The sequence below is a fragment of the Bacillus sp. FJAT-29790 genome, assembly GCF_019039215.1.
Classification (GTDB): domain Bacteria; phylum Bacillota; class Bacilli; order Bacillales; family Cytobacillaceae; genus Cytobacillus.
Map to the genome: position 1 here is coordinate 2680252 of NZ_JAHNZZ010000001.1, position 12409 is coordinate 2692660.

General features: G+C 39.3%; 11 protein-coding genes and 1 riboswitch. Of the genes, 4 read left to right on the forward strand and 7 right to left on the reverse strand.

Going from position 1 to position 12409, the window contains the following annotated elements; genetic code table 11:
• Window positions 1–287 precede the first annotated feature (287 nt).
• Together mnmL and mnmM are read left to right on the forward strand one after the other, a co-directional pair.
• The gene (gene mnmL / locus BGM26_RS12610) at window positions 288–1253 is read left to right on the forward strand and encodes a tRNA modification radical SAM protein MnmL/YtqA (RefSeq protein ID WP_217040158.1); all 966 of its coding nucleotides are present in this window, start codon (window positions 288–290) and stop codon (window positions 1251–1253) included.
• A complete protein-coding gene (gene mnmM / locus BGM26_RS12615; protein WP_217040159.1) occupies window positions 1250–1822 on the forward strand; it encodes a tRNA 5-(aminomethyl)-2-thiouridylate-methyltransferase MnmM in 573 nt (190 codons plus the stop codon). The genes mnmL and mnmM overlap by 4 nt, the downstream gene beginning before the upstream one ends.
• Window positions 1823–2027: 205 nt before the next feature.
• Here mnmM and BGM26_RS12620 read toward each other — a convergent pair whose 3' ends face one another.
• Both BGM26_RS12620 and BGM26_RS12625 read right to left on the reverse strand, forming a co-directional pair.
• The gene (locus BGM26_RS12620; protein ID WP_217040160.1) at window positions 2028–3122 is read right to left on the reverse strand and encodes a tetraprenyl-beta-curcumene synthase family protein; all 1095 of its coding nucleotides are present in this window, start codon (window positions 3120–3122) and stop codon (window positions 2028–2030) included.
• A 54-nt stretch (window positions 3123–3176) separates the two neighbouring features.
• The gene (locus tag BGM26_RS12625) at window positions 3177–3983 is read right to left on the reverse strand and encodes an alpha/beta hydrolase (protein ID WP_217040161.1); all 807 of its coding nucleotides are present in this window, start codon (window positions 3981–3983) and stop codon (window positions 3177–3179) included.
• A 446-nt stretch (window positions 3984–4429) separates the two neighbouring features.
• On the opposite strand from BGM26_RS12625, the gene BGM26_RS12630 reads away from it, so the two are divergent.
• Entirely contained in the window at window positions 4430–4939 is a 510-nt protein-coding gene (locus BGM26_RS12630) for a gamma carbonic anhydrase (protein WP_217040162.1), read from the forward strand.
• A 184-nt stretch (window positions 4940–5123) separates the two neighbouring features.
• Here BGM26_RS12630 and metK read toward each other — a convergent pair whose 3' ends face one another.
• Together metK and BGM26_RS12640 are read right to left on the reverse strand one after the other, a co-directional pair.
• Entirely contained in the window at window positions 5124–6326 is a 1203-nt protein-coding gene (gene metK, locus BGM26_RS12635; RefSeq protein ID WP_217040163.1) for a methionine adenosyltransferase, read from the reverse strand.
• Between the two features lie 237 nt (window positions 6327–6563).
• Window positions 6564–6680, reverse strand: a riboswitch (SAM riboswitch).
• A gap of 317 nt (window positions 6681–6997) precedes the next feature.
• Window positions 6998–7378, reverse strand: a complete 381-nt coding sequence (locus BGM26_RS12640) for a thiol-disulfide oxidoreductase DCC family protein (RefSeq protein WP_217040164.1) — start codon at window positions 7376–7378, stop codon at window positions 6998–7000.
• A 189-nt stretch (window positions 7379–7567) separates the two neighbouring features.
• On the opposite strand from BGM26_RS12640, the gene pckA reads away from it, so the two are divergent.
• Complete coding sequence (gene pckA / locus BGM26_RS12645) at window positions 7568–9154, forward strand: phosphoenolpyruvate carboxykinase (ATP) (protein ID WP_217040165.1); 1587 nt, start codon at window positions 7568–7570, stop codon at window positions 9152–9154.
• A gap of 647 nt (window positions 9155–9801) precedes the next feature.
• Here pckA and BGM26_RS12650 read toward each other — a convergent pair.
• The 3 genes from BGM26_RS12650 to BGM26_RS12660 all read right to left on the reverse strand — a co-directional run bounded on the left by BGM26_RS12650 (window position 9802) and on the right by BGM26_RS12660 (window position 12063).
• Complete coding sequence (locus tag BGM26_RS12650) at window positions 9802–10755, reverse strand: hypothetical protein (RefSeq protein ID WP_217040166.1); 954 nt, start codon at window positions 10753–10755, stop codon at window positions 9802–9804.
• Window positions 10736–11263, reverse strand: a complete 528-nt coding sequence (locus tag BGM26_RS12655; RefSeq protein ID WP_254119263.1) for an RNA polymerase sigma factor — start codon at window positions 11261–11263, stop codon at window positions 10736–10738. The genes BGM26_RS12650 and BGM26_RS12655 overlap by 20 nt, the downstream gene beginning before the upstream one ends.
• Before the next feature lie 233 nt (window positions 11264–11496).
• Window positions 11497–12063, reverse strand: a complete 567-nt coding sequence (locus BGM26_RS12660) for a sugar O-acetyltransferase (protein WP_217040167.1) — start codon at window positions 12061–12063, stop codon at window positions 11497–11499.
• Window positions 12064–12409: the final 346 nt, after the last annotated feature.

The following is a 12409-nucleotide window of genomic DNA, read 5'->3' on the forward strand; positions in this document are numbered from 1 at the left end:
CCTCCTGATCAGAATGGGTAGAAGCATAGTGCTTCATGAATTAGTTTGTTCATTTTTCTTTTTTCTTATCTAGACAAATTGCTGGCAATTTAAAAAATAAATCGGAAACTCACATTCCAGGCATAGATAAAAATTTCAGCCGATTTCCCTAATTTATCGGCTAACGCCAATTTTGATCGATAAAACTTGAAACAATTACATTTGGATAACATTCTCACTTCATGTTAAAATTATTTTTTACGGCATTTTTTTTGAGATTTACAATGATAATAAAAGGAGATACTGATATGATTCAGAACAACCCTTTCCCATTTGCATCTGATGATAAACGTTACCATACATGGAATTTCCATTTACGAAATGAATTCGGCCATAAAGTTTTTAAAATCGCTCTTGATGGCGGCTTTGATTGCCCAAACCGGGACGGCACGGTTGCCCATGGAGGCTGTACATTTTGCAGCGCTGCTGGTTCAGGTGATTTCGCCGGAAACCGTGCGGACGATCTGGAAACACAATTTAATGAAATAAAAGAAAAAATGCATCATAAATGGAAAGACGGCAAATATATGGCGTATTTTCAAGCCTTTACGAATACACATGCCCCTGTCGAAGTACTTAGGGAAATGTACGAAAAAGTCTTGAGCCAAGAAGGTGTTGTTGGTCTTTCGATTGCAACAAGGCCTGACTGTCTTCCGGATGATGTTGTTGAGTATTTGGCTGAGCTTAATCAGAGAACCTACTTATGGGTTGAGCTTGGACTACAAACGATTCATGAAAGAACGGCCCTTCTTATTAATCGCGCTCATGATTATGAATGCTATGTCGAAGGGGTAAACAAACTTAGAAAACACGGAATTCGTGTTTGTTCCCATATTATCAATGGGCTTCCCTTAGAATCACCTGAAATGATGATGGAAACTGCAAGAGAAGTTGCGAAATTAGATGTTCAGGGAATCAAAATCCATCTCCTTCATCTTTTAAAAGGAACACCGATGGTAAAGCAATATGAAAAAGGAATGCTCGAGTTCTTATCCTTAGAAAACTATGTAAGCCTAGTTTGTGACCAATTAGAAATTTTACCCCCGGAAATGATTATTCACCGTATTACTGGCGATGGGCCAATTGAATTGATGGTCGGCCCAATGTGGAGTGTGAATAAATGGGAAGTTCTTAATGCGATTGATGCAGAACTGAAACGCCGGAACAGCTGGCAAGGGAAATTTTATTCTAGTCAATTGGAGGAAATGGCATGAAGCTCGAAAGAATTCTGCCTTTTGCCCGACAATTACTTGAAAAAGCAGTCTCTCAAGGGGATATCGTAGTCGATGCCACGATGGGAAATGGGCATGACACCTTATTTTTTGCTCATTTAACTGGACAGTCTGGCATGGTGTACGGCTTTGATATCCAGGAAGAGGCTGTTCTCAAAACCCAAAAACGCCTTGCAGAAAATGGCCTTTCCGATCGTGTCACACTATTTCATAAAGGGCATGAGCATATTCTAGCCAGCATCCCACCGATCCACCATGGGAAAATAACAGCGGCGATTTTTAATTTAGGCTATTTGCCTGGTAGTGACAAAGCAATCGTGACGATGCCTGCAACAACGATTTCTGCTATTGAGCAGCTGCTAGAAATAATGGCGCCGGAAGGAATCATTGTGTTAGTTATTTATCATGGACATGAGGAAGGTGCTGTCGAAAGGGATAAACTTCTTCAATATGTAAAACAATTAGACCAAAAAGCAGTTCATGTTCTTCAATACCAATTTATTAACCAACAAAACAATCCGCCGTTTATTGTCGCGATTGAAAAAAGGTAGCATAGTTAGCGAATATTGAAAAAGTGGCCGATATATCCGAATAGTGGCTGATATATTCGAATAGTGGCCGATATATTCGAATAGTGGCCGATATATTCGAATAGTGGCTGATATATTCGAATAGTGGCCGATAATTTAATATTACCTGATACTTTACAAGCAAAAAGCCTGCGGTTCGCAGGCTTTTTGCTTGTACATTTCAATCCTATCTCACTAATGCTCTAAAAATACTCGCTGGAATCCACTTTTGCATTGTCCGGTAGGCCCTGCCATTCATATAAAAGAAAAAACTGATCATGCCTCCGGTTTTTATCATACTTTTTGCTAGCTTCCGTACATTTTTCTGTTTTCTTACTTTTTCATCAGATAAATAAATACCGAGTAGCCCGCGGTTTATCAATTGATGGAACCGTCTATGCGGAAGTCGCTCCGTATGCTTGTCCGCCTCCGAAACAAAGTGCTTCAGTCGATCAAATAGCTTCTCTTCATTTTCATAATAAAAGCAAAAATTCAAATCGCCGCCAGCACGATCCTCTTCTTGATCAATCAAATAATCCAATAATATATGCAAGCCCTGTATGTAAGGAAAATAGCCATTGCGAATTTTTTCGGCATAGCCCTTCTTAAAATCATCCCTCATTGCGTATGATATCAGGCAAAAAATGCCTAAAGTCGAACCGGAACAAGCTGAAAATTCATACCATTCCATTTCCGGGATTTGTTCCTTATATTCCTGGAACCAATCCTGAAGCCTTGGTACCCGCTCTTCTACCTTCACATGCTTGTGAATTTGCAAATCACAATAGTAGCGGCATAATTCCAATAAATAGCCCTTGATTTCCCCGTAATCTCCCATTTCGGACAGAACATTCCTGCAAGTTGCGGCGAGGTCGGTCAAGTAGTTTCCATCATCCTGTTCCATCCGGAATCGATAATAATTTTTCGGGACTGCATCAATTGTTAATGCATCTGCCATCGACTCATGCAAGGCTGCAAAATCATCAGGATCCAGCGAAGTACTGCGATCGCAAAGATTGTCCAGGTAATCACTGATCGTCTGATACGCAACGATGAACTTTATGGCCTCTGAATATTTTTCTTTCGCCATTAACGCCATAATTGCACCGCCTTCACAATGAAAGGTCTTATGTTGAATGCTTGCTAGAGCCTGTTTTCTCAGCTCTTGATCTGGAATCGCTTCTGCTCGCATCTTCCAATAAGCTAACTCCCGATGAACTGCAGGCAGAATTTTCCGATATACATTGGACATCAAACTGATTGGCATTGAAGGAACACTCATATTCCCACCCCCTTAAGAAAAGCTTAAGCGCTATTCATAAAAGCTTTTACTTGCTTACTTTTCATTATGACCAAGCGCTTTTAATTGGCTATCAACGAAGTCCTTCGCGTACTCAAATACGTCATCACGTTCCGGTTCATTAAAGATTTCATGATAGCATTTTGGCCACTCTTTAAAACGTTTTTCAGAAAAAGGCGCCTGGTTAAACCAATCGCTGACTGTTATTTTATTAACAATCTTATCATCTCCCCCCTGCATAACGAGCAGCGGGACATCTTGAATTTTATTGAGATTAGCAAATCCAAGCTTAATCGCCTTCACTATTTCACGATACCATCTAATAGACACTTTCGTTACATATAAGGTGTCATTTGAGTCAGCATCCCGAACATCTTTATTTCGTGTTGCCATATCTACTGAAATTCCTGATTTCATTCTTAAACTGGGCATAACAATATTTAACCCGAGTGAAATAATATCCAAAACCTTCGAAGGGGATGCTGCTAATCCTAGACATGGGGATGAAAGGATGACGCCCTTGAGGTTCAATCTTTCCTCCTGCAGCAAGCGAATGGCGATCAGCCCTCCCATACTATGCCCTAGAAGAAAAACAGGTAAATCAAATTGGTAGGCAGCTTGTATCCAATCTTTCACTTCAAAAATATACTCATCAAAAGCATCGATATGGCCCCTTCTCGACCTTGTAGTCATCCCTTGGCCCGGAAGATCTCCCATAATGACATGAAAGCCTGATAACCGCCACATTTCAATCAGCCAGCCATAGCGGCGATGATGCTCCATCGCACCATGTATTATCACAATGACTGCTTTAGCTTCTCCTTCAGCTTCCCATTTCCACATAGTCCTTCCCCCAAACCTTTGAATTGACACAAACAATATGCCTACTATACCAAAATTTAATATGAATATTAATTTAATTTCAACAAAACCACACAATAAAGCGAATGTGAGCGTAGCCAAGAGATATAAAATTTTTAAATCATTATCATTTATTTGCCAATGTAATTAGCTAGACTCTCTAATTTAAACGCAGCTCTGCCCTTTTTCTTTGTATTTAAATTATAGCTTAGAAGCTGCATTTAATCACATTAAAGTATTAACAACAATAGAGGTTTTTACCTCATACTCATTTTTAATGAAAAGCCTTATCCATGCATATTCCGGGTGCATCCCTCCTTATTCCTAAAAGAATCGGTGCCAGTTAGCCTTTGATCATTGTCTATACCCCTGATTTCTGGCTTCTATGGTAAACTATTTAGGATACTTTTTTTAAAGGAGAGTGTAAAATGATCTACCCATATAAAGGAAAAACGCCTAAAATAGCTGAATCGGCATTTATTGCAGATTACGTAACGATTTCAGGGGATGTCGAAATCGGAGATGAATCAAGTGTGTGGTTCAACACGGTCATAAGAGGAGATATCGCCCCTACGATTATCGGAAAAAGAGTAAATATTCAAGATAATTCGGTCCTTCACCAAAGCCCGAATAATCCTCTCATTCTTGAAGATGAGGTCTCAGTGGGCCATCAAGTCATTCTACATAGCTGCATCATCCGCCGTAAGGCTCTTATTGGCATGGGCACGATCATCCTAGATCAAGCAGAAATAGGTGAGGGAGCATTCATCGGTGCTGGCAGCCTTGTTCCTCAAGGTAAAAAAATACCGCCGAATACGCTCGCTTTTGGTAGACCCGCAAAGGTTATCCGAAAATTAACTCCTGAAGATATTCAAGAGAGGGAACGGATAAGCAAGGAATATACGGAAAGAGGCCAGTATTATAAGTCATTAAAATAAGGAAAGCATTTTTGTGCTTAATCAGATCGTTACCTTACTTTTCCCAAGGAATGACAATTCTAATCCCTTTCCAATTTTGCTAACGCTATTTGCGATATAATTGATAAAAATAGGGTATCAACGAAATTAGCAAAATAAAAACAGGAGCTGCACATAAATAGCAGCTCCCGTTTTCGTTATTGAATTATTTTTGTAATGCTTCAGTGCGTAAAGTATCTGCTTTATCCGTACGCTCCCAAGGAAGATCAATATCCGTACGGCCAAAGTGTCCATAAGCAGCCGTTTGTTTGTAGATCGGACGACGTAGGTTAAGCATATTGATGATCCCAGCTGGACGAAGATCAAAGTTGTTACGAACAACGTTAACTAAAATATCTTCGTCTACCTTTCCTGTACCGAAAGTCTCGATTGCGATCGAAACAGGTTGTGCCACACCAATAGCATAAGCAAGCTGAACTTCTACTTTGTCAGCTAAACCAGCAGCCACGATGTTTTTCGCAACATAACGGGCTGCATAGGCAGCAGAACGGTCAACCTTTGTAGGATCCTTACCAGAGAAAGCACCACCGCCATGACGGGCGTAACCGCCGTAAGTATCAACGATGATTTTGCGCCCTGTTAGACCAGCATCACCTTGAGGCCCACCGATAACAAAACGACCTGTTGGGTTAATAAAATACTTTGTATTTTCATCGATTAGTTCACTTGGAACAACCGGGTTAATGACATATTCTTTTAGATTGCGCTGAATTTGCTCCAGGCTGATTTCCGGATGATGCTGAGTGGAAATAACAATCGTATCAATTCGAACCGGCTTGTTATTTTCATCATATTCAACCGTTACCTGTGTTTTTCCATCTGGGCGAAGGTAAGGAAGAATTTCTTCTTTACGGACTTCTGTTAATCGACGAGCTAATTTATGGGCTAATGAAATTGGAAGTGGCATTAGTTCTTTTGTTTCATTGCAGGCAAACCCGAACATTAACCCTTGGTCTCCGGCACCGATTGCCTCGATTTCTTCTTCTGTCATTTGACCTTCTCGTGCTTCTAAAGCTTGGTCAACTCCCATCGCGATATCAGCAGACTGCTCATCAATCGAAGTTAAAACCGAGCAAGTTTCAGAATCGAAACCATATTTCGCACGCGTGTAACCAATTTCTTTCACCGTCTCACGAACGATCTTTGGAATATCTACATATGTAGATGTAGTAATTTCTCCTGCAACTAAAACAAGCCCAGTCGTTACAGAAGTTTCAGCAGCAACGCGGGCATTCGCATCTTTCGCTAAAATTGCATCTAAAATAGCATCAGAAATTTGGTCACAAATTTTATCCGGATGACCTTCAGTAACTGATTCAGAAGTAAACAAACGACGTTTTGTTGACATCTGACTTCCTCCTTATTTATAAGATTACTTTTCCCAAAGGTAATCTTTATTGATACGGTACTCATTCCCTAAGTAGTATGAAATAAACATGATGTTTTTAGTCACCAGACCCATTTGATCTGCTGGAGATTAAAACTCTCATAGATAGTACATTCCAAAAGCCGTCCATCAAAATGCACAAACAAAAAACCTTTCCTAATGTGAAAAGGTTGAAAGCAAATCGATTCGCGCCTTTCACTCTTATCGTTCAAGGAATTAAATCCTTGCGTCAGGTTAGCACCTTTGCTCCCAAAAAAGCAGTAGCAGGTTGCTGGGTTTCATAGGGCCTGTCCCTCCACCAGCTCGGGATAAGAGAGTATCCGTTCAAGGGTAAATGATAACTTATTTCAGCAAATGATGTCAATAAATATTTCATGACTCGTGCAGTTTTTTATAAAGAAAAAATTAGACTGTGATTGTAAACTTTGTTGCTATCTAAGTAAAAGGTGGTCTAGTTGAATTCCGCTCCAGGAGCTCGCTTTCCGCGGGGCGGGTGGTGAGCCCCCTCGGCGCCTTACGCCTGTGGGGGCTCACCTGTCCCGCTGCTCCCGCTGGAGTCTCGCACCTTCCGCTCCAATCAACTACATACATACTTAATTAAAAACAACAATCATTTAGAATACAGCCTAAAATTATAAAGAGCAGCTCCCATCTTCACATTTTCTTTTTAGAAATTTATGTCTGTTTTTTGCTATCCATTTATAAATAGGATTTCCGATCAAAGGAGAGAAGGGGATGAACAAAATAACGCCCATTAATATAGTAGAAGGAAAAAGCACAAGGATGTGTCTGATTGCATAATAACCTTTCAGTACTTTTCCGCTAGAGGTAATAATATGGAGCTCTTTTCTTAATTCCATTTGATCAAATAATACCACTTGTGACTGTGCTGTCTTTTCATATTCCTGCAAGGAAACCCAATAAACCTTACCGAGCCAGTCAAGTTTTTCAAAAATTCGTTTCGACTTTCTGCATAATGAACATGTTCCGTCGTATAACGCGATCGTTTTCATATGATCAATCCTATCCAATGTTTTTACAGATACTAATTGTAATTAGTACGAAACCCAATTGTGACAAATTCATTATTTTAAGGAAAACTTTATCCATTAGTATAGACTAATTCGTTTAATGTGTTATACTAATTAAAAAGATGTAATCACTTTCAAAAACAAAAACGGATAAAGGAAGGTATTCATCAGATGAATTCTGTAAGCACACCTAATAAATTAAGCGAATTATTAAAAGGTAATAATATTCACGTTCAGTTGTCTGTTCCTCAGCTTGTGGAAAAGGTTTTAAATCGTAATGAGGGATCACTTACTTCAACCGGAGCAGTTCGTGCGACTACCGGAAAGTATACTGGCCGTTCTCCTAAAGATAAATACATTGTCGAAGAAGCCATCTCTAAAGATAAAGTTGACTGGGGCAGCGTAAACCAGCCTATCTCGGAAGACGTTTTCTCTAACCTATATAATAAAGTATTAAGCTACTTAAAAGATAGAGATGAAGTTTTTGTTTTTAAAGGTTTTGCTGGCGCAGATAAAAAACATCGGATGCCGATTCAAGTCATTAATGAGTATGCATGGCATAATCTTTTTGCGCATCAATTATTTATTCGCCCTGTAGAAGAAGAATTATTAGATCATAAACCTGAATTTACAGTCATTTCGGCACCAAATTTTAAAGCTGACCCAGCAGTGGACGGAACAGCATCAGAAACATTTATTATCGTATCCTTCGAACATCGTACAGTATTAATTGGCGGTACTGAATATGCAGGAGAAATGAAGAAATCGATCTTCTCCATTATGAACTACCTGCTTCCTGAAAACGGCATTTTACCGATGCATTGTTCTGCAAACGTTGGCCTCGAAGGGGATGTCGCTTTATTCTTCGGTCTATCTGGAACGGGTAAAACGACTTTATCAGCAGATCCGAATCGCCGTTTGATCGGTGATGATGAGCACGGCTGGTCTCCAAACGGCGTATTCAACATCGAAGGCGGCTGCTATGCAAAATGCATTAACTTATCTCGTGAAAAGGAACCGCAAATTTTCGATGCTATTCGCTTTGGCGCTGTGTTAGAAAACGTTGTGATCAATAGCGAGACGCGTGTAGCTGATTATGATGACAACACACTTACTGAAAACACGCGGGCAGCTTACCCACTGCAAGCGATCGATAATATCGTTGATCCAAGCATTGCAGGTCATCCAAATACGATTGTGTTTTTAACAGCTGACGCTTTCGGCGTATTGCCTCCAATCGCAAAATTAACGAAAGAACAAGCAATGTACCATTTCTTAAGTGGATACACTTCGAAGCTTGCTGGTACAGAGCGCGGTATTACCTCACCGCAAGCAACATTCTCAACTTGCTTTGGCTCTCCATTCCTGCCGCTTCCTGCAACGGAGTATGCAGAAATGCTTGGCAAGAAAATTGATGAGCATAATGCGAAAGTATTCCTTGTGAACACTGGCTGGACTGGCGGAGAATACGGTGTCGGTAACCGCATGAAGCTACCTTACACTCGTGCAATGGTTCAATCTGCATTAGAAGGCGAATTAAACAATGTAGAAACAATTAAAGACGAAATTTTCGGCCTTGAAATTCCTCTTCATGTACCGGGCGTGCCTGATGAAGTTCTTCAGCCTAATAGAACTTGGAATGATCAAGAAGCCTATGTAGCGAAAGCGAAGGAATTAGCTGCTAAATTCCGCGAAAACTTCAAGAAATTTGCTAACGTTTCTTCTGAAATAGTGGAAAAAGGCGGTCCTACTGCTTAATATCGAAACCGGAATTACCCATTAAAAGGCAATTCCGGTTTTTATTTTGGCTCAATTCTAAAGGCTATTTTCGCATATATTGTTGTTTTTAGCCTAAAAAGTTTGCCCGTTGATTTCCGCTGCGGGCACTTGCTTTCCGCTCCAATCAACTCAGATTATTAAATAAAAATCACTTATAAAAGCAACAAACTTTACGAACACAGCCTTACTAAAAGATTGTTGCTTTATAGCACCAAACGAGTTTTAGATCCTCATCCCCCCTTCATGAGGATCGCTTTTCTCTTTTTGAGTAGATTTTGGTCCTCATAACGCCTTCATGAGAACCATTTTTCTATTTTTGAGTGGATTTCGGTCCTCATAACGCCTTCATGAGAACCGTTTTTACATTTTTGAGTAGATTTTGGCCCTCATAACGCCTTCATGAGAACCGTTTTTACATTTTCGAGTAAATTTTGGCCCTCATAACGCCTTCATGAGAACCGTTTTTCCATTTTCGAGTAAATTTTGGCCCTCATAACGCCTTCATGAGAACCGTTTTTACATTTTTGAGTGGATTTCGGTCCCCTTGAAACTCTATTGGTGACCTTTTTCACCTTTTTAAAATAATTGATAGTACTTAAAAGCAACAAAGTATTTGAAAAGAGCCTTTATTTTTTATCGTCCTTCCGCACCTCAATTGAAGAAGATTGATTCAATATCGTCATTCTGTACTTTCCGCTTTTCTTAAGTGTTAGGTCACCTGAATACATAGAAATATTCTGGCCATTATCAGCTTTTATATAATCTGTCTTATCCTTGAAAATAAAGGTTGCCTTCGTACCATCTTCTAATCTAAATAACTCCAACTTAAGCTTTTCAGGTAAATCGGCGCCCTCAACTTCGAGAGATACATCCTCATAAACACCTGCTAGCAGGTCCTCCTGAGAAATCAATATGGTGGAGTTGCCTACTTTTACATATGGTTCTTTTACACCGATTGAAAACTCTGCATAGGGTTCATCTTCAAGGAAGAATTGTAATTTCCAAATGCCTGGTTTCGAAAAAACTGGAAAGCTTGTAACGGCATGAGCATCGGAGCCGTATATTCCCCCGCTTAATTTAAGAAATGCCAATTCCTGGGTAAGACCTGAATCAATATGGACAGCTTCAATTTTCATATCTTTATATAATAATTTTTCCTCATCTCCCCATATATAAACCATTATTTTACTAACGCTGCGATAGTCATCTGCAATCCATTCAGGGGGACTAAGCAGACTGACTTTATTAGGAATTCCAAAGTTAGAATCAGCATGATGGGGATTGCCTTTTTCATCTATAAGAGCAAAATAAACGCCGCTTTCCCCTATCTCAACATTTGTTCCGAAACGTAAATCCTTATCGCTCCCTATACTGTCAATTAACAAAACAGGCACAAGGATAAAAATAGCCAAAAGCGCTCCTAATATACCTATTTTTTGCCAATTAAAGCTAAACTTTCTCTCCTTGACTTTATGGTTCCTAATATTAAGGATGATTTTATTTCGTTGCTCACTAGTTAATTCATGGTCCGGGAACTCTTTCATTTTCTCCAACAATTTTTTATCTGAAAGATGCGGCATCCTGCTCATCCTCCTTTAAAAGCAAATTTAGTTTTTTTACTGCGCGAAAATAAGTGACGTTCACTTTGTTAGCAGTCCAGCCCAAAACCTGCCCCGCTTCTTCTGACGATAGCTCGGCGATTCCTCGAAGAAGGACAACATCGCGATAGCTTGTTTTTAATTGATTAATGGCCTCGTATAATTGGGCAAATTCTGCTTTCTTTATCAATGAATCTTCCGTTAAGACAGAATCCTTTTCATGTGTATGTCTCGATAATTTGTCTTTCAGGCTTTGCCATACATTTCTTTTTCTATAGGAATCAATAGCTGAATTGCGCGCAATCGAAATAAGCCATGTTTTCGGGTTCGAATCGTGCCTAAAGCTTCGAAATGACTGCAAGGCTCTTAAAAACGTATCTTGCACAAGGTCTTCAACATCCCTGGTACCTGTAAAATAAACAAGATAATTAGTAATATCTCTTTCATATTCATAAAACCATTTTTCCACTTGCCGGCCGGCATCAATCAAGTCCCTTCCCCCCTTTGTAAATAAGACGGAGCTTATGAATTTATATTACAGTTATTAAGAGTCATATAGTATGAATACTTTTTCGTTAGAGGAAATAGTTTTGTTTCTGGGGATATTTTCGGGAATATCAGCTTTTAAGCATAAAAATGCGCCTAGAACAAGTCTAGGCGCCGAAATATTAATCGATTTCAATTTTCAACAAATTGATGCTTTATCTTTCTAACCTCAAGATATTATATGGAAATATTTTTAATAACTTTTGCTGGGTTTCCTCCAACCATCACATTGCTTGGAACATCTTTCGTCACGATTGCTCCTGAGGCGATTACTGCATTGTCCCCGATTGTGACACCTGGATTTATTACCGCTTTACCTCCAATCCAAACATTATTTCCAATTACGATAGACTTCCCAAATTCTTTTCCGGAATTCCGTTCTAATGGATTTATCGGATGGGTAGCTGTATAAATATGAACACTAGGCGCTAGTAAACAATTGTCTCCTATACGTACTTCACATACATCTAGAATGATACAATCAAAATTCGCATAAAAGTTTTCACCAACGTGAATATTATACCCGTAATCACATCGAAAAGTAGGTTCAATATATAGATTCTCACCAGTCGATCCAAAAAGCTCTTTTAGAATTTTTTTCCGTTGTTCATGTTCTGTCTCGATCGTTTGGTTAAATAATCGGGTTAATCTCCGAGCACTTTCTCGTTCTTTAAGCAATTCCGGATCAGTAGCAAGGTAATCCTCACCGTTTAACATTTTTTCTTTTTCCGTTTTAGTATTCATAACCTTTCCCTTTCATATTGAATTTCAATCTGTTGGTCCGTTTGGCAATCTCACTGCATTAACTAAAAATGTAATAAGTATTAAGTAGACAGCAAAATAAGCAAATTTATTATCGAAAGAAATGATAATAGGCTTTTTGGCCGCAGAACTTGCAGTACATATTTTCTAAGTATATTTTTTTGATATGGGGAAGATAGATCTTCCTTAACGCTTGGGTAACATGTTTTTGACAGGAAACATCCGTTTCGCCCCCTAAATTAATCTCTTAAAACTACGGCCACCCCTCTGTTTAATCATTAGGGATAGATAAGGAAAGCCACTTGAATGAATCATTCAGGTGGCTTTA